Origin of the sequence: Mycobacterium sp. HUMS_12744610 (assembly GCF_041206865.1) — a bacterium.
Classification (GTDB): domain Bacteria; phylum Actinomycetota; class Actinomycetes; order Mycobacteriales; family Mycobacteriaceae; genus Mycobacterium; species Mycobacterium servetii.
In genome coordinates, this window is record NZ_JBGEDP010000001.1 from 78,999 (window position 1) to 102,162 (window position 23,164).

The 23,164-nt window shown below is 65.7% G+C and carries 17 protein-coding genes, 5 pseudogenes and 1 other annotated feature; of the genes and pseudogenes, 17 read left to right on the forward strand and 5 right to left on the reverse strand.

All coding sequences use genetic code 11. The features are described from left to right. The first annotated feature begins 51 nt into the window (after positions 1–51). From AB8998_RS00400 to AB8998_RS00410, 3 genes are all read left to right on the forward strand, one after another. Complete coding sequence (locus tag AB8998_RS00400; RefSeq protein WP_046182472.1) at positions 52–819, forward strand: TnsA-like heteromeric transposase endonuclease subunit; 768 nt, start codon at positions 52–54, stop codon at positions 817–819. Next, positions 812–2,557, forward strand: a complete 1,746-nt coding sequence (locus tag AB8998_RS00405; protein ID WP_369736300.1) for an integrase — start codon at positions 812–814, stop codon at positions 2,555–2,557. Before AB8998_RS00400 ends, AB8998_RS00405 begins: the two co-directional genes overlap by 8 nt. Positions 2,558–2,673: 116 nt before the next feature. Continuing rightward, positions 2,674–3,345 carry a site-specific integrase gene (locus AB8998_RS00410; RefSeq protein WP_052742751.1) on the forward strand — a complete coding sequence of 224 codons (672 nt, stop codon included), beginning with the start codon at positions 2,674–2,676 and terminating at the stop codon, positions 3,343–3,345. On the opposite strand, the gene AB8998_RS00415 is transcribed toward AB8998_RS00410, so the two are convergent. Together AB8998_RS00415 and AB8998_RS00420 are read right to left on the reverse strand one after the other, a co-directional pair. Next, positions 3,303–4,175: a phosphotransferase family protein gene (locus tag AB8998_RS00415; protein WP_082122952.1), complete on the reverse strand. Its 873-nt coding sequence runs from the start codon at positions 4,173–4,175 to the stop codon at positions 3,303–3,305. The genes AB8998_RS00410 and AB8998_RS00415 overlap by 43 nt on opposite strands. A 142-nt stretch (positions 4,176–4,317) precedes the next feature. Then, positions 4,318–4,878, reverse strand: a pseudogene (locus tag AB8998_RS00420) (transposase); the annotation flags it as partial. A gap of 127 nt (positions 4,879–5,005) precedes the next feature. Between AB8998_RS00420 and AB8998_RS00425 the strand changes: the two are divergent. Further along, positions 5,006–6,241 carry an IS256 family transposase gene (locus AB8998_RS00425; protein WP_369741362.1) on the forward strand — a complete coding sequence of 412 codons (1,236 nt, stop codon included), beginning with the start codon at positions 5,006–5,008 and terminating at the stop codon, positions 6,239–6,241. A gap of 30 nt (positions 6,242–6,271) precedes the next feature. Here AB8998_RS00425 and AB8998_RS00430 read toward each other — a convergent pair whose 3' ends face one another. After that, positions 6,272–6,574, reverse strand: a complete 303-nt coding sequence (locus tag AB8998_RS00430) for a hypothetical protein (RefSeq protein WP_369736301.1) — start codon at positions 6,572–6,574, stop codon at positions 6,272–6,274. Positions 6,575–6,915: 341 nt separating this feature from the next. Continuing rightward, positions 6,916–8,037 (reverse strand): tyrosine-type recombinase/integrase, encoded by a 1,122-nt coding sequence (locus AB8998_RS00435; protein ID WP_202377797.1) that lies wholly within the window; start codon positions 8,035–8,037, stop codon positions 6,916–6,918. 96 nt (positions 8,038–8,133) lie between these two features. Between AB8998_RS00435 and AB8998_RS00440 the strand changes: the two are divergent. From AB8998_RS00440 to AB8998_RS00450, 3 genes and pseudogenes are all read left to right on the forward strand, one after another. Next, a pseudogene (locus AB8998_RS00440) lies at positions 8,134–9,116 on the forward strand (IS3 family transposase); the annotation flags it as partial. Further along, positions 8,154–8,285 (forward strand) — a sequence feature (AL1L pseudoknot). (Overlaps the previous pseudogene by 132 nt.) Before the next feature lie 24 nt (positions 9,117–9,140). Then, a pseudogene (locus AB8998_RS00445) lies at positions 9,141–10,079 on the forward strand (IS3 family transposase); the annotation flags it as partial. A gap of 168 nt (positions 10,080–10,247) precedes the next feature. Then, positions 10,248–11,648 carry an IS1380 family transposase gene (locus AB8998_RS00450; RefSeq protein WP_369736302.1) on the forward strand — a complete coding sequence of 467 codons (1,401 nt, stop codon included), beginning with the start codon at positions 10,248–10,250 and terminating at the stop codon, positions 11,646–11,648. 186 nt (positions 11,649–11,834) lie between these two features. On the opposite strand, the pseudogene AB8998_RS00455 reads toward AB8998_RS00450, so the two are convergent. Then, a pseudogene (locus AB8998_RS00455) lies at positions 11,835–12,772 on the reverse strand (IS3 family transposase); the annotation flags it as partial. Positions 12,773–13,260: 488 nt separating this feature from the next. Here AB8998_RS00455 and AB8998_RS00460 point away from each other — a divergent pair. The 10 genes and pseudogenes from AB8998_RS00460 to eccE all read left to right on the forward strand — a co-directional run bounded on the left by AB8998_RS00460 (position 13,261) and on the right by eccE (position 23,135). Further along, positions 13,261–13,794: a DUF4254 domain-containing protein gene (locus AB8998_RS00460; protein WP_369736303.1), complete on the forward strand. Its 534-nt coding sequence runs from the start codon at positions 13,261–13,263 to the stop codon at positions 13,792–13,794. 224 nt (positions 13,795–14,018) lie between these two features. Next, positions 14,019–14,318, forward strand: coding sequence for a PE domain-containing protein (locus AB8998_RS00465; RefSeq protein WP_369736304.1), 300 nt, complete (start codon positions 14,019–14,021; stop codon positions 14,316–14,318). A 15-nt stretch (positions 14,319–14,333) separates the two neighbouring features. Then, positions 14,334–15,524: a PPE family protein gene (locus tag AB8998_RS00470; protein ID WP_369736305.1), complete on the forward strand. Its 1,191-nt coding sequence runs from the start codon at positions 14,334–14,336 to the stop codon at positions 15,522–15,524. Between the two features lie 73 nt (positions 15,525–15,597). Beyond that, positions 15,598–15,945 (forward strand): WXG100 family type VII secretion target, encoded by a 348-nt coding sequence (locus AB8998_RS00475; RefSeq protein ID WP_369736306.1) that lies wholly within the window; start codon positions 15,598–15,600, stop codon positions 15,943–15,945. Between the two features lie 37 nt (positions 15,946–15,982). Then, complete coding sequence (locus AB8998_RS00480) at positions 15,983–16,270, forward strand: WXG100 family type VII secretion target (RefSeq protein WP_144956457.1); 288 nt, start codon at positions 15,983–15,985, stop codon at positions 16,268–16,270. A 100-nt stretch (positions 16,271–16,370) separates the two neighbouring features. Next, a complete protein-coding gene (locus AB8998_RS00485; protein WP_369736307.1) occupies positions 16,371–17,201 on the forward strand; it encodes an ESX secretion-associated protein EspG in 831 nt (276 codons plus the stop codon). A 128-nt stretch (positions 17,202–17,329) separates the two neighbouring features. Then, positions 17,330–18,355 carry a MinD/ParA family ATP-binding protein gene (locus tag AB8998_RS00490; protein ID WP_369736308.1) on the forward strand — a complete coding sequence of 342 codons (1,026 nt, stop codon included), beginning with the start codon at positions 17,330–17,332 and terminating at the stop codon, positions 18,353–18,355. After that, the gene (gene eccD / locus AB8998_RS00495) at positions 18,352–19,878 is read left to right on the forward strand and encodes a type VII secretion integral membrane protein EccD (protein WP_369736309.1); all 1,527 of its coding nucleotides are present in this window, start codon (positions 18,352–18,354) and stop codon (positions 19,876–19,878) included. The genes AB8998_RS00490 and eccD overlap by 4 nt, the downstream gene beginning before the upstream one ends. Continuing rightward, positions 19,875–21,539, forward strand: coding sequence for a S8 family serine peptidase (locus AB8998_RS00500; RefSeq protein WP_369741363.1), 1,665 nt, complete (start codon positions 19,875–19,877; stop codon positions 21,537–21,539). The genes eccD and AB8998_RS00500 overlap by 4 nt, the downstream gene beginning before the upstream one ends. Then, positions 21,536–23,135 (forward strand): annotated as a pseudogene (gene eccE / locus AB8998_RS00505) (type VII secretion protein EccE). Before AB8998_RS00500 ends, eccE begins: the two are co-directional and overlap by 4 nt. The last annotated feature ends 29 nt before the right edge of the window (positions 23,136–23,164 follow it).

Genomic DNA, 23,164 nt, shown 5'->3' on the forward strand with positions numbered 1-23,164 from the left:
GTTGCATATCGTGGCGCACCTGACCTTACGTCGAAGGTGGAGGTAAATCCGATGAGTCGCAACAATGCAGGGCAAAATGGCCAAGGCGCAGCAGACGGCGTTGTGCAGCTTGAGTGGACAATGCGTTTCCGCGACGGTGTGAAAACCGCGTGGCTATGGCAAGTCCAAGGTGCTCCACCACTGGACCTGCTGGCTCCGATCAGGACGCCTCGGTCGTCGGCAAGTCATCGCCATATCCCAGTGACGGCATACACATTCACTAATTCTGGTGTCGTACATCTGGAATCAGGGCTTGAGCACGATCTGGTTCGCATGCTCGACCGTGACTCCACCGTCTTACGAATAATCTCCCAACCGTTCCGGTTGTCATGGCATACCGAAGAACCGGTTACCCACTTCCCCGACCTATTGACCCAGCACATCGATGGGAGTGTCACCGTATGGGATGCCAGACCACAAGACAAGCAGGACGATGGCTTTCAGGCCAAGAGCATGGTCACCCGCCGTGCCTGCGAGCGGGTTGGATGGCGCTACACGGTGTTCGCCGGAACGACCGTAACGGAACGAATGAACATGTTGTGGCTGCACGGATTTCGCCGCAGACCGCCATGGGCAACGCATTTCGAGGAACAGATACAGCAACTGGCTGAATGTGGCGACACGACGGTGGGCTCGCTTCTTTCCGCAGATGACGGGACGGGCGAACTCAAAACGGTGGTCTGGCACTTGGTGTGGACGGGCGCATTGGACATCGACATGACCGTGCCGTGGACGCTGCACACACCCGTTGTAGCGGGCAAGGAGAAGAGCCATGTCTAGCGGCCGTACCAACCTTGTCGAAGGAACACGGGTACTGACTTATCGAGGGTTCGCGGTCATCGACAAAGTCGAAGCAGCCGGCGTCATCTTGCAGTACGCCTCCGGCGACACAACGAAAACCGGTTATGCGGACATTGATTCAATCCGCATCCTTGAGAATGGCGAAGTGTCAGCACTCTGCGAACCGCTTCGCCCCCGGTGGGACGCCCTCAGCGGTGAAGCCCGCGAGGCGGCGCTGTTCAAGTTGGGAATTGTTCAAGAGATCTTGACCGGTTACCGAGACGGCCATCGCGCTCTGGCACGTCCTAGCGAGCCGAGACCGCCGTTCGGTCCGAGTGGGGCTTCGGAGAGCCAGCGCTGCACTGCGATGGCCATGCAATTGAATCTTGGGGCGCAACTCGATCGCAAACCGCCCCGTCGGATCCAGGACGAGGATTGCAGCACAGCGCATTACAGCCCGGTCACGATCAGAAGCTGGGTACGCGGGTTCAAAGAGCGTGGCCTGCTCGCGCTGATCGATGCGCGAAGTACTCGCCAGAGCAAGTCCTGGGAGTTGATCGACGAGCGATACCGTCAGGTGGCCACCCAGATAGTCGACACCTTGGACGGGGACCGATCGACCATCTCCAATCAGGAGATCGATCGCCGAACCAGAGTTCGACTGAAGGAAAACGGGCTTGAGGACGTCCAGGCACCGCAGAGAATCACCCGCCAGTTCCTGGCTGCCCTCAAACGGGAGCGAGGAGCAACGACGCGTGCACAAAAGAGCCGAAAGCTCCGCAAGGTCTCAGGCGCAAAACACTACCCGGCGATTCGCCCGGGCCAGGTGGTCGCCATCGACGTCACCCGCGCCGACAATCTCGTTTACGACACACTGACTGGCCGCGCATGCAGCGTGGAGATCATCACCGCCATCGATGTCGCGACCCGTGTGGTTCTCGCGCTACGCGTCGTTCCCAGAAGCGCCAATGGTATCGAGGCAGGGCTGCTGCTCTACGACATCTGCCGCCCTTTCTCATTGCTGGTCGAGGGTACGTCCATCAGTCAATGGAGGTGGGCGGGCCTACCTGGGCAGCTCGACCTCGGCGGCGTGGCCGTACGGGTCGGCAAGCGCCTGCTGGCACCGGACTTCAGCACTCTGCAGGGCGAGCACGGCGTTCCGTCGGTGCTACCGGATGCCATCCGATGCGACCACGGATCAATCTTCGTCTCTCAACATTTCCGGGCGCTGCTGGCGACCCTGGGAATCGATCTGATGCTCAATCGCGGCGGCAAGGCCAACGACAACCCACATGTGGAACGTTGGCACGAAACCATTCAGCGTGGGTTGCAGCAGATCCCGGGATACAAGGGCCGCAACACCTCTGAGCGCGGCAGACTGGTTAGCGAGGAGCCCCTGTTGACCGCATCGCAGCTGCGGGATCACTTACGTCGTTTCGTCGCACTCGATTACCACCGCAGCGCGCATGAGGGCCTGATCCTGTCCGGTGAAGAGGAGGCAAGGATGTGCCCGCTCGAGATGTGGGATGCGATGACTGAACTCACTGGGCGAATCGATGTGCCGCAACAATCGGATCTGATCTACCAGTTCCTCCCGGTTCGATGGGGGACCATCAGCCACGCCGGGGTGGAGTTCAAGAACCTGGTGTACGACTCGCTGAGAGTCTTTGAGCCCTATCGTTCGGTGCCAGTCGGGCAGTTCCGACCTGAAGATCGCGCGGCACCCTTCTTCTATTAAGCCGAGGATTTGTGAGGATGGCTTGCTCTCGCGGGATCTAGTGGCAGATTTCTCGGCTTAACGTTTCGGGGTGGTTAGCGTCCGTCGTATCTCAACGTCTGTGGAAGGAGACGGTTATGGATACGACGGTTGGTGGGATCGGCGCGGTTGTGGTGGCGGAGCTGCGCGCGGCCGGTTATATGGAATCGACAGTTGGTCAGTACGCGAAGACGATCAAGGCTCTGACTAAATTCGCCTCGGGGCGTGGGTATTCCACCGGTTTGGGTGCGGAGTTCGCGTCGATGACGACCAGTGCACGCACCGGTCGGTTCAGCGCTCAGCGGCGGTTCGATTACCGACGTCTGGTTACGGTGTTCGACTCGTATGTGCAGACCGGCCGGGTGGACCTGTCGGTTCGTGGCCGCGGCGGCGGAGGTCCACGACCCAAGGCGAGCGGCTTGGTTGCGCTGGACGCCGCTTGGGAGGCCGAGATGAGCCGACGCGGTCTGGCGCCGGCCACCTGTGAGGCCTATGGGCGGGTGGCGCGCAGCTATCTGGTGTTCCTGGAAGCACGCGGTATCGCCGTGCTTGACGAGGCGGATGGCGCCAGCGTTCTGGCGTTCTTGGAATCCCTACTGGATCGGTGGGCCAAGTCGTCGCTGTTTTGGGTGGTCTCGAACTTTCGCCCATTCCTGAAGGAGGAATTGTCAATTCCTGTGGATGGGCGTTTCGGGTGGCCCACGTTTCGCGTCGACGAGGAAGGATCTCAGAGGCGCCGTGCGGCTGATGCTACGAATTCGTCGAGTTGATGATCAGGCATATCGCCGGCCATCGACACCGCGGTTAGCAGATCCCAATGGGGGTGGTATTCGGACTGGCCGCTGGCATGGATCCAGCGCTGGAGGAAGCGGTCTGCGACGGTTTGTCCGTGGTGTATCGCCAGGTTTACGCGGCAGTGAGCGACGTCCTCCTCAACCGGTCCGGCGCACGACGAGACCCAATCGACAACTCCGGATATTCTTCCCTGCTGCCACAAGATGTTGCCGGGATGGAAATCGCGATGCACGAACACGCGGTCGCTGCTTGGGCGCGCATCGTGATACGCAACGACTGCTCTTTCCCATGCCCAACGGTGGCCGGTCCACGCTGGCGGGGCGTTCTCCGGCGCGTATGGCTCCCACGGGCGTAACTCCTGCGGTGCCGGTGTGGAGTGGATGGTCATCATGACGTCGATGACGGCGTCCAACCACGGGTCCAGCTCCGGTGGGTCCCACACGAGGGTGCCCGGGAGTGCGGTCATCAGTACCGTGGGCACACCTGTGTCCTGTCCTTGCGGGTCGGCGGCGATCATCTCGGGCGCCGGAACCGATGTGTCGGCCAGAAGGCCTAAGACCAGCGCCTCGTTGGCAGGAGCCCACGTCTCGTCGAAGATCCAGTCCAGGACGAATCGCTGCAGGATCACGTCGTCTCGGCCATCGAGAACGAGACGGTGAATGGCCGCGGATTGACCGCCTTGCAAGGGCTGCTGGGCAAGTACCTGACACTGTGTCTGGCGCTCAACCCATGCCAGTACCCCTGGTGGGACTGGAGCACGCAGCTGGTGGTGCAACTCATCATCGATGTCGAATCCATGCAGCACCGCCCCATTCTGTCCAACGGCCGCCCGGGTCGTCCATGTTCGGGCGCACGATCCTGACAGTCGACCGCGCTGGCTAATGTGTTTCCAGCCGCGCCCGAGTCGGTCCAGTACCAATCGGTGTCGGTTCCTTGGATGGGGCGTTTCAGGCGACTTCCGATCCGGTCTCGGCGGTCGGGTTCTGGATCGGTTCGAGTCCAGTGATGTCGATGGGGCGTTCGAGTAGTTTGCCCTTGTGGAATGTCGCGCCGGCGCGGACCAGGGCGACTAGGTGTGGGGCGTTGACCGCTCGCCAGCGGGCTTGTGCGGCGTCGATGAGCTTGTAGGCCATGGCGATTCCGGCTGCTCTGGATCCGGGTCCTTTGGTGACCTTGGTCCGCAATCGTACGGTCGCAAAAGTACTTTCGATCGGGTTGGTGGTGCGTAGGTGGATCCAGTGCTCGGCCGGATACTTGTAGAACTCCAATAGGACGTCGGCGTCCTCGACGATCTTGGCGACCGCCTTGGGGTACTTGGCGCCGTAGTCGACCTCGAAGGCCTTGATCGCGACTTGCGCCTTGTCGATGTCCTCGGCGTTGTAGATGTCCTTGATCGCCGCTGATGCGCCCGGATGCGCGGACTTCGGTAGCGCGGCAAGAACATTGGCTTGCTTGTGAAACCAACACCGCTGTTGACGGGTAGTCGGGAACACCTCGCGGACGGCTGGGCGTGTCATTCCATCTGTGTAAGTCCGGGGTGGTCCAAGATCGGACCGCCGTTGGGGCGGACAGAAGGAGTGTTTTGTGACGAAGACCACGCAGTCGTCGGCTGAGGAGAAGTCGGCGGCGCGGCGGCTGGCCGAGACGTTTTCGGCGGAGACGCTGGATTCGCTGATCAAGGATGCGGTGAAGTCGGGCACTCCGATCGACGGCGCGGACGGTTTGCTCAATGAGTTGACTAAGGCGGTGCTGGAGCGCTCGCTGCAGACCGAGATGACTCATCATCTGGGCTATGAGTCCGGGGATCTGGCCGGGCGCGGGTCGGGCAATTCGCGCAACGGGTTCAGCTCGAAGACGGTGTCCACGGTCAACGGTCCAGTGGATATCTCCGTGCCGCGCGACCGCAACGGATCGTTCGAGCCGGCGATCGTGCCCAAGAAGACCCGCCGACTCAATAACATCAATTCCGTTGTGTTGTCGCTGTATTCGCGCGGGATGACCACCCGCGACATTGAAGCCCATCTGCAGGAGGTGTACGGGGCTGCCGTGTCGCGCGAGCTGATCTCTAATGTCACCGACGTCGTGGTCGATGAGATCAAGGCCTGGCAGTCCCGCCCGCTCGATGAGGTCTATCCCATCCTCTACATCGACGGGCTGCGGTTGCGCATCAAGGACAACGGGGTGGTCACGACCAAGGTGGCCTATCTGGCCATCGGGGTGGATCTGGAGGGCCACAAACACGCCCTGGGGGTCTGGATCCAAGACTCCGAGGGCGCCAAATTCTGGCAGAAAGTCGTCATCGACCTGCGCAACCGCGGGGTGCGCGACATCCTGATCGCCTGCTGCGACGGGCTGACCGGGCTGCCTGATGCGATCCGCTCGACCTTTCCCGACACCGTGGTGCAGACCTGCGTGGTGCACGTCATCCGCAACGCCATGCGCTTCGTGTCCTACAAGGACCGCAAGAAGGTCGCGACCTCGATGCGCGCGATCTATGGCGCGTCGACCACCGAGGCCGCCGAGCTCGCGCTCAAAGAGTTCGACACCGCCTACGGGGCCCAATATCCTGGGGCAATCGACGTTTGGCGCAACGCCTGGCCAGAGTTCGTGCCGTTCCTGGATTATCCGGTGGAGCTGCGCAAGATCGTTTACACCACCAACGCCATCGAGTCGATCAACTTCCAGCTGCGCAAGATCACCAAAAACCGCGGCCATTTCCCCGACAAGGACGCCGCGATGAAGTTGCTGTATCTCGGATTGCGCAACATCTCCAGCGACAGAGGAGGATTCTCGGGCACCGGAACGTACAACTGGACTGTGGCATTGAACACACTCGCCAGACTGTTCCCGGGACGAATTCCGTTGTGTTAGACTACAATTCGTAGTCAAATCACCTCTGACTTACACGAAATTCGTGACAGGCTCATCGACCCGGCACTGCAGTCCGTAGCCGATCTCCAGCCGCAGCAGCTTCGGCAACGGCCGCAAGTCGAAACGGTCCTCGCCGTAGCTGGCGCAGTACGCGATGAACTCGGCGGTCGGCGGGCGGCCTCGCTGCCGCCACCTAACGTGATGTGACCGGCACCAGCCCCCGTCCAGTTCCGCCCACAACACACACCCCGGCAGCGCACAAACTGGCATCGGCACCTCGGCAAGTCCGGGCTGCCACTGATCCAGCAGCGGCCGCCCGGACTTGTCCCACATTTGGGAATGCCTGTAGCACAACTGATATCGGTGCTGACCGAATCCACACTCGGCCACGAGACAAGGTTGTAGCGGTCGATGACCCATCACCGCGGGATCCGCGGTCGCGGCCCACCCCTGGCGCGGCGGGCGACCGGCCTGTTTCCAACGGGTCAGGTGCGCCAGACACAGCCCGGCGTAGCGGCTGGAGTGCACACACCCACGCACCGCACACGCGGGCGAACCGAGAATGGGATCACCCACCGCGGGCACCAACACCTCGACCCGGAATTCCGGACGTACCAGCGCATCCAGGCGCTCGGCCAGCGTCGACCCAGGCGAGCCGGCCAGCGCCTCGACGCTCACCGCGGCTCATCCTGATCAGCCAGCCACCCGGCGGCCACCAACGCACGGCGAGCGTCTTCGACCTTCAAATGCGCGTACGTGTCGCCGGTCGTGGCGATCGAGGAGTGACCCAACAGGTGGGCCACCACCTCCACCGCCACCCCGCGACGCAGTAGCTCCGTGGCATAGGAGTGCCGAAACACATGTGGTCCGAACGAGATTGATGTCCGTTCCCGAATCCGGCAGACCAGGTCATAGACACTGGCATACGTCATCGGATGCCCGATCGGTCCCGACCACAGGTTGACGAACACGTAGTCGCTGTCCAGATCGCCGTACTCGGTGTGCAGGTAATCGGCATACAGCCGGATCACCCCGGCCGGCACTGGCACCCGCCGACCACTCAACCCCTTGGCCCGCGCTCCGTTGGCGTTGCGCCGCCGCACCACTGACACCAACCGGGCCGCGGCGTCGATATCGCTGTGCCGCAACCCCAACGCCTCACCAATCCGTAACCCCGACGCAGCCAGCACAGAAAACAGGAACTGGTCCCGCAGCCGATCACAGGCCGCAACGATCGCTGCGATCTGCTCGTTATCCAACGTCTCAGGGATGCGCTGCTCGGCTCGTAACCGGATCCGCCTGCTGCGTTCAGGTCGAGCTCCCAAGTGCGCCAACAGCGGACGCCACGAACCACTACGTGTCCCGCGCCGCTGCCAGGTCGTCAGCAGATCGCCCAAGTCCACCCCATGGCGTTGATGAAACTCATAGAACGCTGAGATCGCCGACAGCTTCCGGTTCACCGTCGCCTCCGTGCAGACGCTGTCCACCGTCGGCAGCGCCGCGACGTTACCCATCCGTGCGCTCCCCGGCAGCCGCAACCACGCCACGAACCGGCCCACGTCCTCCAGTCGCACCTGCGACCACAGCAGGCCACGCTGATCGAGAAACTCGAACCAGTCCCGCAGATCATGCGCGTACGCCTTGACAGTGTTCGGTGACCGCTCAACTGCATGCAGATGCGACAAAAACGACTCGGCCGCCACGACTACCACGAAATCGCGATCGACCAGCGTCCACGACTGACGATCACCAAACGGCATCACCACCGGCTGCACCCGCAGCCCAGGGCACGTCATAGTCACCGAAGATAACCAGTCCACAACGCATTTCCCGGCACCTCAAACAGCGTGTCGTCTACATCGTGGACGGTCTGCTCAGGCCCTCAGATAACCAACGAAATACTGAAACGAGCGGCCAGTTTCTTCGGGGCGGAGCTCGACCGCCAACACAAGAAATAGTCGACTTCATCGACGCCCACCGCAAGGAGTTCGGGGTCGAGCCCATTTGCACCGTCCTGCGCACCGCAGGGGTGTCGGTGGCCCCGAGCACCTACTACGACGCCAAGACCCGCGCTCCCTCAGCGCGGGCCCAACGCGATGCGGTCCTGACCCCGGTGCTGCGCGGGCTCTGGGAGGACAACTACAGCGTCTATGGGGTCCGCAAGCTGTGGAAAACGGCACGTCGGGCCGGCCACGACGTGGGTCGCGACCAGGTAGCCCGGTTGATGCGCGCGGCCGGCATCGAAGGCACCCGCCGCGGCAAACGGGTCAAGACCACCAAAGCCGACCCGGCGGCTGATCGGCACCCTGATCTGGTCGGGCGCGACTTCACCGCCGCTGCGCCCAACCAGCTCTGGGTCACCGATCTGACGTTCGTGCCGACCTGGGCCGGGGTCGCCTACGTGTGTTTCCTCATCGACGCATTCAGCAGGATGATCGTCGGGTGGCGGGTCGCCTCACACATGCGCACCACCATGGTGCTCGACGCAATTGAGATGGCTCGCTGGTCACGCGGAAATACATTGCCGGGCTTGACATGTCACTCGGATGCCGGATCACAGTTCACCTCGATCCGCTACGGTGAACGCCTCGCCGAGATCGGCGCGGCGCCCTCGATCGGCAGCGTCGGGGACAGTTTCGACAACGCGTTGGCCGAGACAGTCAACGGCTACTACAAGGCCGAGCTGATCTATGGACCGGCCCACAGCGGGCCCTGGAAGACCGTCGAGGACGTTGAGCTGGCCACCCTGAGCTGGGTGCACTGGCACAACACCAGCCGCCTACATAGCTATCTGGGCGACGCTCCTCCGACCGAGTTCGAAGCCGCGTTCTACGATGCACAACGGACCGACCAAGCCCTGATCGGAATCCAATAAACCGAGCCTCCGGCCGGACCAGGGCGGTTCATCGAGCAAGAAGCCGAGGTCATGCGCCGCGCAGTCGGCTACCTGTCCCGGGACGCCAACCCAAAATGATGTACCCGCTGGTCCTCGACCTTGCCGATGACGGTGTACCCGTCACGGTGACCTGCCGGGTCCTGGGATTCTCCACTCAGGCGTTCTACAAGTGGCGCAAAGCGCCGTTGTCACAGCGAGATTGGGACGATGCACACCTGATCAACGCCGCTCGCGACATCCACGCCGATGATCCTGCCTTCGGCTACCGGTTCATCGCTGACGAGTTGCCCGGGCGCGGGATCACCGCCGGCGAAAACCGCGTCGCACGGTTGTGCTCCCAGGAGCACATCTGGTCGAGCTTCGCCAAGAAGCGGGGGCTGAACCGTCGCTCCGGCCCACCGGTCCACGACGACCTCGTGGAGCGTCTGTTCAGCGCCCAGGCCGCCAACCAGGTCTGGCTGGCCGGACATCACCGAGCACCGCACTGACGAGGGCAAGCTCTACTTCTGCGCCATCAAAGACGTGTACTCCAACCGGATTGTGGGTTACTCGATCGACTCGCGGATGAAGTCTTCACTGGCGGTGGCTGCCCTGGATCATGCCGTGGCATTGCGCTCACCCGTCGCGACGATCGTCCATTCCGACAGGGGCAGTCAATTTCGATCGCGAAAGTTTGTCCGCGCACTGTCGCACAACGGATTACACGGATCGATGGGCCGCGTGGGGGCGTGCGGGGACAACGCAGCGATGGAATCGTTCTTCGCCCTTCTGCAACGCAACGTGCTCGACCGGAGACGCTGGTCAACCCGAGCCGAACTGCGCCTGGCGATCGTGACCTGGATTGAGCGGACCTACCACCGACGCCGCAGACAACGCGCACTCGGCAAGCTCACCCCGATAGAGTTCGAACTGCTCCACACACCAGTCGCAACCGCGGCCTGAAACTCAACACCCCGCGAGTCAACTGAACTCGGGGCAGTCCCTCTTATCGACCTGGATTTTTCATCGAATGTGGAGCTCAGGGGTGTCGTTAACGTGAAAGGTGCACTGCCGCAAGGATAATCGGAGTATTCGAGGCTCGGTTATCCAGGATGGGAGTGCACCTGTCAGATGCAGGCTACTACGGATTGGTCGAAGAATGTCCGAGTTGAGGTCCGTGGCGACGACGTGGTCGGGCACGCCGGTAACGTGATACCCCGGTTGCTGGCCGACAATCTGGGTTTGACCAGCGGTTTGTCGTCGGTGCTGTCGCGCCCAGAAGTCACCCACGACCGAGGCGCGGTGTTGCGCGATGTGGCGGTATCGATCGCCGGCGGCGCGCAGAACCTGGCCGGCACCGCGGTGCTGCGCGATCAGCACCGGTTGTTTCAGGCGGTGGCGTCGGTTCCGACGATGTGGCGGTCCCTGGGCGAGATCGACGAGCAGAGCATCACCGAGGTCACGGCCGTGCGCAACAAGGTCCGCTCTCGGGTGTGGGAGGCGATCGAGGCCCGCCACGGTGCGATCCCGGCTTCGCAGACCTGCTATGGGGACCTCGGGGACACGATCGTGATCCGCATCGACGCGTCGCTGATTCAGTCGCACAGCGATAAGCAGCACGCCGCAGGCAATTTCAAAGGCGGGTTTGGCTTCCACCCGCTGTTGGCGTGGTGTGACAACACCGGCGAACTGCTGGCGGTGATCGCCCGTGCAGGCAACGCCGGCTCGAACACCGCGGCCGATCATATCGCGATCATCGACGCCGCGATCGCGGCGATCCCGGCCAAGTGGCGCCGCAAGTTGCTGGTCACCATCGACGGCGCGGGTTCAAGCCACGCCGTCGTCGAACACCTGGAGAAACTCAATGCCCGGCCGGGGATGTCAGTGGGCTACTCGGTCGGATTCGACCTCGATGAGCGGGTCCGGGTCGCGATCGGCCAGATGCCCGATGCGGGATGGCAAGCCGCACTGGATGCCACCGGAGCGGCCCGTGACGACGCCCAGGTCGCCGAGTTGACCGGGCTGCTGCGCCACAGCACCGGAGGGGATCGGCTGGTCGGCTGGCCGGCCGGCATGCGCATCCTGGTGCGGCGCGAAGAAATCGAACACGGCACCCAGTTGTCATTGTTCGAGCAGCTGGCCGGCTACCGCTACCAGGTCCTCGCCACCTCGACTGCCGGTGGACAACCCCAGCGACTGGAAGCCCGCCACCGCGTCCACGCCCGGGTGGAGGGCTTCATCCGCACCGGCAAAGACACCGGCCTGGCCCGCTGGCCCTCACACTCGTTCGCCATCAACACCGCTTGGGTCACCGCCGTCGCGATCGCCATCGACCTGCTGTGCTGGATGCGACTGCTACTCCTGGACGGCCCACTGGCCAAAGCCGAACCCGCCACCCTGCGCTACCGGCTGCTGCACGCCGCGGCCCGGCTGATCAAACGATCCCGCTACCTGATCCTGCGGATCCCCCAAACCTGGCCCTGGGCACAAGAATTCGCCGACGCCCTCAACAGGGTCCGCGCCATACCCTGACCCACAGGCCCCTATGCCCTCTCGACCCCAAGAAAGGAGTAACCACCCCCGGGATAAAGGACCCGGCGTCACCGCACGACACGCGGCGCCGCCGCCTACCCCCAGCCTCAAAACCTCGACAAAGCTGCCGCCCCGCAGACCGCCACAGCAGAACCCGGGCCACCGTGAAATTCTGAGGTTAACGCAAACCCCGGCATAATCCGAGTGGAACACCGACCCGGCCAAGGTGCCCCGCAACGCGGCCGCGGCCTGCAGTGCGTCTTCGACCAGTTCGGTGCGCATGTGATCGGCGATCGCCCATCCCGTCACCCGCCGTGAGCAACAGTCGATCACCGTGGCCAGGTACAGGTTGGTGCCGGTGGCCAACGGCAGGTAGGTGATGTCGCCGACGTACTTGACGTTGATCACCGGCGCCGTGAAGTCCCGCTTCAGCAGATCGGGCACCTTCTGGGTGGCCGGATCCGGCACGGTGGTCTTGACGCGGCGTTTTCGCCGGTAGCCGGCGATCCCGGCACCGCGCATCACCCGCGCGACCCGCTTGTGGTTGACCCGCTCATCGTGGGGCACACCGTCGTTGAGTTCGGCGGTGATCCTCGGCGCCCCGTAGGTGTTGTCCTCGTCGTGCACCGCGCGGATACGGTCGGCCAGCGCCTCATCAGCAGCGGCCTTCGCGGCGCGGGTATCGGCGCCGGCCAGCCACGCGTAGAACGATGAACGCGCGACCTCGACGACTGCGCAGAGCCACTTCACCTCGAAGGCGTGCAGGTGGTCTGCGACGAACTGGAAGCGGCTCACCAGTTCGTCTCCCCGGCGAAATACTTGGCCGCCGAACGCAGAATGTCACGCTCGGTGGATAGCCGAGCCTCGGTGGCGCGTAGTGCCTTGTTCTCGGCGCGCAGCCGAACCAGTTCCTGCTCAGGGCTCTCCGCCTCGGGCGCGGGCTCGGCCATTACGACGCCGCGGCGGTGCCGAATCGGCACCCCGGCCGACTTGCACCACGCCGACAACGTGGCCTCGCTGACACCGAGCTCGGCAGCGATCTGGGTGATCGTCGCGCCCTCGGTGTCCCGGTAAAGCGCGACTGCATCGCGCTTGAACTCATCGGGGTAATTCTTCCTTGCCATCGGGTTGGATCATCTCGCTTCCCCCAGCACATTCCTGGGATTGAGCGTGTCCAACACACGGGGTCAAGTCCCGATCTGACACCGGCATTCGCTGATGCGCTGAACTGCGCTTATGCAGGGAAGATTAGCGAGCCTCCGCGACACGCCGAAGTTTTGTCAAAGTAGCCAGGCGTGTCTTGTCAATCTTCGTTGCATCTCGACAGCGCCGCTGTAGGTTCCGAAATCTGACTGCACTTTATCAAGACTGACTGCACCACTGTTGCACTTGGGCAGAAACGTTGAGGGTAAGTCCCCCGGGGTGGTGGGATTTCGGAAGGCTGAAGTCGAATGGCCTCGAGGGGCCTTGGTGTGTCGTTGACCGTGTTGAGGTGGGCCATCGCGTAGTGATCAGTGAGTTACCGACCAAAGTGACTCACGAGAGGAACACAACGCGACGACCCAGGACCATTCTGCCTTGCTCGCCCACGGCCGCCGAACTGCTGTCCGCCGTGCGCCAGGTCCACGACACTGCGCTGGTGTGGCATCGCACACCGCCGGCCTCTTCCTGCACACCCGACAGCATCACGGCGAAGGCACTCCACCTGCATGCGCTCAACTTCCACCTGTGGCATCACGAAGACGCCGCTCGCCACCCCGGGGTCGGCGACCGTGAGGTGGCCCGCACGAAGCGGGCCATCGACGACCTCAACGCCCGCCGCAACGCCGCCATCGAGAACATCGACGCGGCGCTGCTCGAGCGGCTCAACCCTGACAACAACGCACCGCTGCACACCGAGACCCCCGCCATGATCGTCGACCGGCTCTCGGTGCTCGCTTTGCGCGTATTGGGCACGAGTGCAACGGAATGGCGCGGTTCGCGGATTGCCGTGCTCGGGGAACAGTACGACGACCTTCTCGGTGGCCTGGAACGATTCCTCGCGCGAATTGGGGACGGCCAAATCGGATTCAAGGTCTATCGGCAATTCAAATCCGCTGGTCAGCACAGCAATTGCGCGGCCTTCGAGACACCCAACGCTCGTTGAAGGGCGAATAGACGATTCCGGCTGCCGGCGGGCGTGAAGCGTGATAGCCTGGCGATTCCGTCGCAGCCGGGGAGATCCGCGTTGACGCTGCCGACAATTATGAAGCCGTTTGCTCGACGAATTGGCAACGGCCGAGTCGGTCCCTTTAACTCGTGAATACAAGATCGGCCGAGCCGCACTACACTGCCCGCCAAGGGAGCGTGTTCGACCATTCGGAGGGAATAATGACGTTTTTCGTTCAGCCGGAGGTCGTGCTGGCCTCGGCCGGCGCCGAATCGGCGATCAGCGCCGAAACCGAGGCGGCGGCGTCAGCGGCGGCGCCCGCTTTGGTCGGAACGACGCCGATGGGCGCAGACCCCGACTCGGCGATGTTCTCGGCCGCGCTCAACTCGTGCGGCGCCGGCTACCTGGGTGTGGTTTCCGAGCACGCGGCTCAGCGCGGCCTATTCGCCGGCGCGCAGAACTTGGCGTCGGGGGTCGCCGTCGCGACCGAGGCGGCGCGCGCGACGACCCTGGGCGCCTAACAGGGGGTAGTACGCATGCCTGATCCGGGGTGGGCCGCGCGCACACCCGAGGAAAACGACATGCTGCTGAAGGCCGGGACCGGAGTGGGCACACATCTGGCCAACCAGACCGCATGGACAGCCTTGGCGGCGACGCACCACGCCTCGGGGATCGCGTCGGCGATCAACACCGCCGCGACCTCGGCGAGCTGGACGGGCGCCGGGGCGATGGCGTCGGCGGCTACCGTCACCATGCTCAACGCGTCGCTGCACGGGCTCGCCGGTTGGGTCGACGTGAAGCCGGCGGTGGTTGCGGCGGCCATCACCGCGTACGAGACCGCCAACGCCGCGATGCGCCCTGCCCCCGAATGCATTGCCAACCGGGACGAATGGGGAGTGGACAACGGCATCAACCCCATCGTGCTCGGGGCGCTGACGCCGCGCATCATCTCGCTGGACGTCGAGTACTTCGGCGTGATGTGGCCGGTCAACTCCTCGGTCGGCGCGTCCTACGGCGGGATTCTCGCGGCGCTGGCCGAAAGCCTAGCGATCCCAGCGCCGGTCGCGGCCATGGGCGCCTCACCGGCGGCCCCGGCGCAGGCAGCATCGGCGGTCGGCCAGGCGGCGGCGGACACCGCGGCGGGCGACGGCATGCGCGCCGCGCTGCAGGGCGTCTCGACGGGCACCAACGGCGCCGGCCAGTCCGCCTCGACGGGACAGGACTTCGGGAGTCAGGCCGGCACGTTCATGGAGCCGCTGCAGCAGATGATGGGCGCGGTCCCGCAGGCGCTGCAGGCCCCCATGCAGATGATGCAGGCTCCGATGAGCGCGCTGCAGCCGTTGCAGTCGATGATGGGCATGTTCGCCAACCCCGCCGGGATGGGCATGAGCGGTGCCGGGCCGGCGGCCTCGGCGGTTTCGGCGACCGGAGGGCTTTCGGCAGCCGAGGCCGGCGCGGGCGGTAGCGCGTCGTTGACCGGGGCGGGCATGTCCGCGACCAGCTTCACCCGGCCCGTCAGCGCGTTCGAGAGCGGCACCAGCGGTCGGCCGGTGGGGCTGCGGCCCAGCGGGGCACTGGGCGCGGAGACCCTGCGCCCGCAAACCACGACGGTCGGCGGCACCCCCATGGGCGGGATGCCGGTCGGGCATGCAGCGGGGGGCCAGCGCGGGTCGCGTGACAAATCCGACCAGCCCGCGACGGTGCGGGTTGTCGACGACAGATTGTGAAGCCGGCCCGGCGAAAGGGTGAATCGACAGGTAGAAATAGCCGCCATACACTCCGCTTCATGCCCCAGGCCATATGGGGGGCGGCCAACAGGAGAAGGAGAATTCCGTGACAATCAAAGTAACGCCACAAATGCTTCGCGATACGTCGAACGCCATTCAGGCGAATATGGAGCACGCGATCGGGATCGCCCAGGGGTATGTCGCAAACCAGGAAAACGTCATGAACCCGGCAACGTGGTCCGGTGACGCCGTGACCGCGTCCCACGTGACCGCCACCGAGGTCGCGGGTGACCTCAACAAGGTCCTGACCGGGGGGACGCGCCTGGCCGAGGGCCTGACGCAGGCGGCGGCCCTGATGGAAGCCCACGAGGCGGACTCCTCGCACGCATTCACCGCCCTGTTCGGTCAAGCCGGATCCTGAAACCTTTTGATAACAGATTTCTGAAAAGGAGTTCATCATGACCAATCCGATCACTTACAACCCGGGAGCCGTTGCCGATTTCGCCTCCGACGTGGGTGCCCGCGCCGGCCAGTTGCAGGCCATTTACGACGACACCGCGAACCGCACCAATGCGCTGCAGGAATTCTTCGCCGGGCACGGTGCCGCGGGATTCTTCGAGGCCCAGGCGCAGATGCTGTCGGGGCTGCAGGGGCTGATCGACACGGTGCGCCAGCACGGGCAGACGACCTCGCACGTGCTGGACGGTGCGATCAGCACCGACCAGTCCATCGCCGGCCTGTTCTGAGGCCACACACCACCGAGGACCCACGCGAAGGTGGGGCGGGTGCGCCCGCGTGCGTGCGCCCCACCTTCGCCGTGGGCTCGCCGGTGGAGGTGAAAAACCCATGCTGACAACGACACTCGACGGTTTGTGGGTACTGCAGGCGGTGGCCGGCGTGGAACAGACCTGCCCCGAGCTGGGTCTGCGGCCGCTGTTGCCGCGGCTGGACACCCCCGAGCGCGCGTTGCGTCACCCCGTGGCCGCCGACCTGACGGCCGCCGGCGCACTCGACGAGCACGGCGACGTCGATCCCATGATCCGCGAATGGCTGACCGTGCTGCTGCGCCGCGACCTGGCGCTGCTGGTGCACATCGGTGTCCCGGGCCGGGAGCCGACGCGTGCGTCCATCTGCCGATTCGCGACCTGGTGGGTGGTCCTGGAACGCCACCGCGAACTGGTGCGTCTGTACCCGGCCGGTGCCGCCGGCGACGAGAGCGGTGCGGCCGACCTGGTGGTGGGACAGGTCGAGAGGCTGTGCGGCGTTGCCGAGGCGGCGCCGCTGCGGCCGGTGACCCTGGACACCGAGCAATTGCTCGAGTCGGTGCGCGACGCCGCCAGCCTGCGCTCGTTCCTGGTCGGCCAGCGACTCGACGTCGACCAACTGCAGATCGTCACCATGGCCGCCGACCCCGCGCGGTCCGCGCACGCGTCCATCGTGGCGCTACAGGCCGGCGTCGGGCCGGAGCGGTACGCGCGCACCCACGTCGGCGATACCGCGGTGACGCTCATCGACACCCCCGCGGGCCGCGTCTGCGTCGAGAACGTGACGTCGGGACGCCGTCGGTACCAGGTGGTCTCGCCCGGATCGCGGACCGACATCAGCGGCGCGGTGCGGCGGCTCATCCGCCGCCTGCCCGCCGGCGAGGAGTGGTATTCGTATCGGCGCGTGGTATGACCCGGGTGCCCACTGCCGTACTGAAACTAAATGCCACGGAATGGCGGAAATCCTGGAGTCCTGCTAACTGTTTGAGCGTTTTGTGATTGTGCAAACACGGTGTCGCAGAACGTGTTAGCATCGCGATCGTGACGACGCCCTGGAATGAGCCGAATATCTCGGACGAGGGTGCGCTCGGACGGGGGGATCCGTCGGCGAAGCCCCACTTCCGTGATTCGGTTTCCGACACGATGCGCATTACCGATCTCGCGGCACCACGCAAGATTCCCCCGGGGTCGGGTTGGCGGAAATTCGTCTACACCGCCACTTTCCACAAAATAAATCCCGGCGAATCGCCGGGCGAACGCCACTACCGCGATTTGCAGAATCGGATCCGGCGGCATGTCCGGCGCCAGTACGTCATCACGGTCGTGTCCGGCAAGGGCGGCGTCGGGGTCACGACGATGGCGGCGTGCATCGGCGGGGTGTTCCGGGAATGCCGGCCCCAGAACGTGATTGCGATCGACGCCGACCCGGGTTTCGGAACCCTGGCCGACCGCATCGACGAGTCGCCGCCCGGCGACTACACCGCGATCATCAACGACACCGACGTGCAGGGCTATGCGGACATCCGGGAACACCTGGGGCAAAACGCGGTGGGGCTGGACGTGCTCGCCGGGAATCGCACATCGGACCAGCCCAGACCCCTGGTGCCGGCGATGTTCTCCGGTGTGCTGACGCGGCTGCGGCGAACACACACGGTTATGATCGTCGACACCGCGCCCGACCTCGAACACGAGGTGATGAAACCGGTGCTCGAGAACACCGACACCCTGGTGTTCGTTTCGGGCATCACCGCGGACCGGTCGCGCCCGGTGCTGCGCGCGGTGGACTACCTCAGGTCCCAGGGTTACCACGAACTGGTCTCGCGCAGCACGGTCATCATCAACCACACCGATACGATCACGGACAAGGAAGCGCTGGCCTACCTGACGGAGCGGTTCACCAAGGTGGGCGCGATCGTGGAAGTGATGCCATTCGATCCGCACCTGGCCAAAGGCGGGATCATCGACACGGTCCACGAGTTGAAGAAGAAATCGCGGCTGCGACTTTTCGAAATCACCGCCGGATTGGCCGACAAATACGTTCCCGACGCCGAGCGGGCGCCCCAGTGACTGCGCCGCATAAGGTCGCCTTCCCGGCGCGTTGTGCGGTCAACATTTCCTACGACAAACACCTTTGTTCCCAAGTCTTTCCCGCCGCAATTCCGGTCGAGGAATTCTTCGAGGGAATGGTCGAGCTGTTCGACGCCGACTTGAAACGCAAAGGATTCGACGGCGTCGCGCTTCCACCCGGCAGTTATGAGCTGCACAAGATCAACGGTGTGCGGCTCGACATCAACAAGAGTTTCGACGAGTTGGGGGTCCAGGACGGCGACACCCTGGTGCTGGTGCCCAGGGTGGCCGGGGATTCGTTCGAGCCGCAGTACGAGTCGCTGTCGACGGGCCTGGCGGCCATGGGCAAGTGGCTCGGCCGGGACGGCGGCGACCGGATGTTCGCGCCGGTGACTCCGCTGACCGCCGCGCACACCGCCATCGCGCTCATCGCGATGGCGGTCGCCGTGGTGGTGGGCCTGACCCTGCGTGCGCGCACCTTCACCGACAGCGTGGTTCCGGCGTCGGTGGCCGGCGGATTCGGTGCGCTGCTGCTGATCGCGACGACGGTGGTGTGGCGGGGGTGGCGGGAGCGGCGCGACCTGTTCAGCGGATTCGGCTGGCTCACCGTGGTGCTGCTGGCGGTCGCCGGTGCCTGCGCCCCGCCCGGCGCACTCGGCTCGGCCCACGGTCTGATCGGGCTCGTCATCGCGCTGCTGGGGGCCGTCGCGATCGGGGTGCTGACCCGGAAGCGCTGGCAGACCGCCGTGGTCACCGCTGTGGTGACGGTCTGCGGGATTCTGGCGGCCGTGGCCGCCGTCCGGATGTTCCGGCCGGCTTCGGCTCAGGTGCTCGCGATCTGCGTGCTGGTCGGCCTGCTCATTCTGGTCAGGATGGCCCCGCTGATCGCGCTGTGGGTGGCGCGGGTCCGACCGCCCCACTTCGGATCGATCACCGGACGGGACTTGTTCGCGCGCCGCGAGGGGATGCCCGTGGACACCGTGTCCCCGGTCAGCGAGGACGAGACCGAGGACGAGGACAACGAACTGACCGACATCACCGCGCGCGGTGCCGCGATCGACGCGTCGGCGCGGCTGGTCAACGCTGTGCAAGTCGGTGTGTGCGTGGGGGTTTCGATCGTGCTGCCCGCGGCGGTGTGGGGCGTGCTGACGCCGGGGCGCCCGTGGGCGTGGCTGGCGGTGCTGGTGGCCGGACTGGTGGCGGGGATCTTCATCACCCAGGGCCGCGGGTTCGCGGCCAAGTACCAGGCCATCGCGTTGGTGTGCGGCGCTTGTGCCGCGGTCTGTGCCGGCGTCGTCAAGTACGCGCTGGCCGCGCGGAACGTCGAGCTCGGGCTGCTGTGGCCCGCGGTGGCGGCGGGGGTGTTCGCCGCATCGGGTCTGGCGGCAGCGCTTCTGGTGCCGGCAATGAGGTTCAGGCCGATCATCAGGCTGACCGTGGAATGGGTCGAGGTGCTGGCGCTCATCGTCTTGTTGCCGGCGGCGGCGGCCCTGGGGGGGCTGTTCACGTGGCTTCGGCACTGAGGTCACCGAGACGGGCTTGCCGGCGGGCCGCCGCGGTGACCGGCGTCGTGCTGCTCGCCGCGTTCTCCTCGAATTGCGCTGTCGCACAAGCGATTACGCCTCCGGCCGTCGATCCGGCACTGGTCCCCCCCGACGGCCCGCCACGCCCCGACCAGCCGATGCGCCGCGCCAACAGTTGCTCGTCGCCGATCACCGTGCGAAATCCCGACGTGGCGCAGATGGCGCCGGGCTTCAACCTGCTCAACATCGCGAAGGCGTGGCAATACAGCACCGGCAACGGCGTCGCCGTCGCGGTCGTCGACACCGGCATCACTCCCAATCCGCGGCTGCCCGTCGTCCCCGGGGGCGACTACATCATGGGCGAGGACGGGCTCTCGGACTGCGACGCGCACGGCACGATCGTCGGTTCCATCATCGGCGCTGCGCCCCAAGGGGTTTTGCCAATGCCGCGGCCGATGCCGCCGGCACCGGCGTTTCCGGCGCCGGCCGGGCCGCCGCCGGCGATCGGAGCGGCGCCGCCGCCGGTCGAGGTCCCGCCCCCGGCGGCGCCACCGCCACCGCCGCCGCCCGTGACGATCACCCAGGTCGTTCCGCCGCCGCCCCCACCGCCGCCGCCGGAGGAGCCGGGTGCCGTGGGGCCCTCCAACGGCCCGCCGGATCCGCAGACCGACGACGAACCTGCGGTACCGCCGCCCCCGCCGGGAGCGCCCGACGGGGTGGTCGGCGTGGCCCCGCACGCCGTCGTCATCTCGATCCGCCAGTCGTCGCGGGCGTTCGAGCCCGTCAACCCGGCGCCGGCCGACCCCAACTCCGACGAACGGGTCAAAGCCGGCACGCTGAACACGTTGGCGCGGGCGGTCGTTCGCGCCGCGGACATGGGTGCGAAGGTCATCAACATCTCGGTGACCTCGTGCCTGCCGGCGGCGGCCCCCGCCGACCAGCGGGCACTGGGTGCGGCACTGTGGTACGCGGCGACCGTCAAGGACGCGGTGATCGTGGCCGCGGCCGGCAACGTCGGCGAAGCCGGGTGCGCGAACAATCCGATGTACGACCCGCTGGACCCGTCCGATCCACGTGACTGGCATCAGGTCAAGGTCATCTCGTCGCCGTCATGGTTCTCCGACTACGTCCTGTCGGTGGGTGCCGTCGACGGCGGCGGTGCCGCCCTGGACAAGAGCATGTCGGGTCCCTGGGTCGGTGTGGCGGGCCCCGGCACCCACATCATGGGTCTTTCGCCGCAGGGTGGCGGACCGGTCAACGCCTACCCGCCCGTCCGGCCGGGCGAGAAGAACATGCCGTTCTGGGGCACCAGCTTTTCGGCGGCCTTCGTCAGCGGGACCGCGGCGCTGGTGCGGGCCAAGTTTCCCGACCTGAGCGCGCATCAGGTGATCAACAGGATCGTGCAGTCGGCGCACAACCCGCCCGCCGGGGTGGACAACAAGGTCGGTTATGGGCTGGTGGACCCGGTTGCCGCGTTGACCTTCGACATCCCCGCCGGTGACCGGTTGCCGCCGGGTGCGCAGAGCCGGGTGATCAGGCCCGCGCCGCCGGCACTGCCGCCGGATCACCGGGCCCGCAACATCGCGATCGGGTTCCTCGGCGCGGTGGTGGTGGGTGTGTTGGCGGCGGCGGTCGCGGCGCGGGTGCGGAGGGCGCGATGAGGCCCGTGCTCACCGGGTTCGACCCGGGCAGCAATCGGCGGGTCGTCGGCGTGGGTGTGGTGTTCGTGCTTGGCGGGTTGGGCGCTGGGCGGTTACCCCGGCGCGGCGATCGCCGTCGCCGTGGGCGTCGCGCTGGTGTTCGTGCGCTGGTGGGGTCAGCCGGCGTGGTCGTGGGCGGTCCTGTGGCGACGCGGCCGCCGGCCGATCAGCTGGGCGGCGCCGATCACCGTCGCCAACAACCGGTCCGGCGGCGGCGTGCGGGTGCACGACGGAGTCGCGGTGGTCGCCGTGCAACTGCTCGGCCGCGCACACCGGGCCACGCGGGTCACCGGCTCGGTGAGCGTCGAAACCGAGAACGTCCTCGACGTCGCCGAATTGGTGCCGATGCTGCAGCAGCCACTCGGCCTGCAACTCGACTCGATCAGTGTCGTCACGTTCGGTTCGCGGCACGGCAGCACGGGCGACTTCCCGCGGGTTTACGACTCGGAGATCGGCACCCCGCCGTACGCGGGCCGGCGCGAAACCTGGCTGATCATGCGACTTCCGGTCATCGACAACACCGAGGCCCTGCGCTGGCGCACAACGGTTGGCGCCGCTGCCGTTTCGGTTGCCCAGCGCATCGCGGGCCTGCTGCGCTGCCAGGGGCTGCGGGCAAAGGTGGCCACCGCCACCGATCTGCTCGAGCTCGACCGCCGCCTCGGCGCGGACGCGGTGGCCGGCCCCACCCAACGCTGGAAGGCCATCCGCGGCGAAGCCGGCTGGATGACCACCTACGCCTATCCCGCCGCGGCGATCACGTCGCGGGACCTCGCCCAGGCCTGGACGTTGCGCGCCGACGAGATCATCCAGAATGTCACCGTGTATCCGGACGCGACGTGTACCGCGACGGTCACCGTGCTCACCGCGACGGCGGCCCCCACCCCGCCCAGCGTGACGTTGCGCCGGCTCAACGGCGAGCAGGCCGCCGCGGCGGGGGCCAACATGTGCGGGCCGCGACCGCACCTCCGCGGGCTGCGGCGCAGCCCGCTGCCCGCGGAGCTCGTCACCGAGATCGGCCCGTCGGGTGTCCTGGTCGGCAAACTGGGCAACGGCGACCGCCTGATGATCCCGGTCACCGACGCGGGGGAACTGTCGCGCGTGCTGGTGGCCGCCGACGACCCGATCGCCAAGCGGATCGTGATCCGCACCGCCGGCGCCGGGGAACGGGTGTGCGTGCACACCCGCGACCCGGCCCGCTGGGCCAGCGTGAAGATGCCGGGGGTCAGTGTCGTCAGCACGCCCCGGCCCACGCAGCGCACCACCGTCAGCGTCGTCGAGTACGCCCCGCGGCGCCGGACAGGCGGCGCCGACTCCGAGACCGGAGGCGCCGCGATCTCACCGACGCCGCGGCCGGCGACCGTGATCACCGTCGCCCCGGCGGGTACCGCGCTGCCGGAGGCCGACAGGCATGGCTTCGAAGTGATCATCGAACAGGTCGGCCCCGCGGCGGTGAAACTCACTGCGGCAGAGCAGAATTGGCTGGTCGAGATGGACATGTTCCGCGCCGAGAACCGCTATGTGAGCCTGGAACCGGTCACCATGTCGGTCTCCACCTAGAGACGTCGGCAACACGAGTTCGAGGCACG

Coding starts and splice junctions, on each gene's coding strand:
- AB8998_RS00400 (WP_046182472.1), top strand. CDS start 52: ATGAGTCGCAACAATGCAGGGCAAAATGGCCAAGGCGCAGCAGACGGC.
- AB8998_RS00450 (WP_369736302.1), top strand. CDS start 10,248: ATGCAGGCTACTACGGATTGGTCGAAGAATGTCCGAGTTGAGGTCCGT.
- AB8998_RS00485 (WP_369736307.1), top strand. CDS start 16,371: ATGCTGACAACGACACTCGACGGTTTGTGGGTACTGCAGGCGGTGGCC.
- AB8998_RS00470 (WP_369736305.1), top strand. CDS start 14,334: ATGCCTGATCCGGGGTGGGCCGCGCGCACACCCGAGGAAAACGACATG.
- AB8998_RS00465 (WP_369736304.1), top strand. CDS start 14,019: ATGACGTTTTTCGTTCAGCCGGAGGTCGTGCTGGCCTCGGCCGGCGCC.
- AB8998_RS00405 (WP_369736300.1), top strand. CDS start 812: ATGTCTAGCGGCCGTACCAACCTTGTCGAAGGAACACGGGTACTGACT.
- AB8998_RS00475 (WP_369736306.1), top strand. CDS start 15,598: ATGGGGGGCGGCCAACAGGAGAAGGAGAATTCCGTGACAATCAAAGTA.
- AB8998_RS00435 (WP_202377797.1), bottom strand. CDS start 8,037: ATGACGTGCCCTGGGCTGCGGGTGCAGCCGGTGGTGATGCCGTTTGGT.
- AB8998_RS00480 (WP_144956457.1), top strand. CDS start 15,983: ATGACCAATCCGATCACTTACAACCCGGGAGCCGTTGCCGATTTCGCC.
- AB8998_RS00430 (WP_369736301.1), bottom strand. CDS start 6,574: ATGTGGGACAAGTCCGGGCGGCCGCTGCTGGATCAGTGGCAGCCCGGA.
- AB8998_RS00410 (WP_052742751.1), top strand. CDS start 2,674: ATGGATACGACGGTTGGTGGGATCGGCGCGGTTGTGGTGGCGGAGCTG.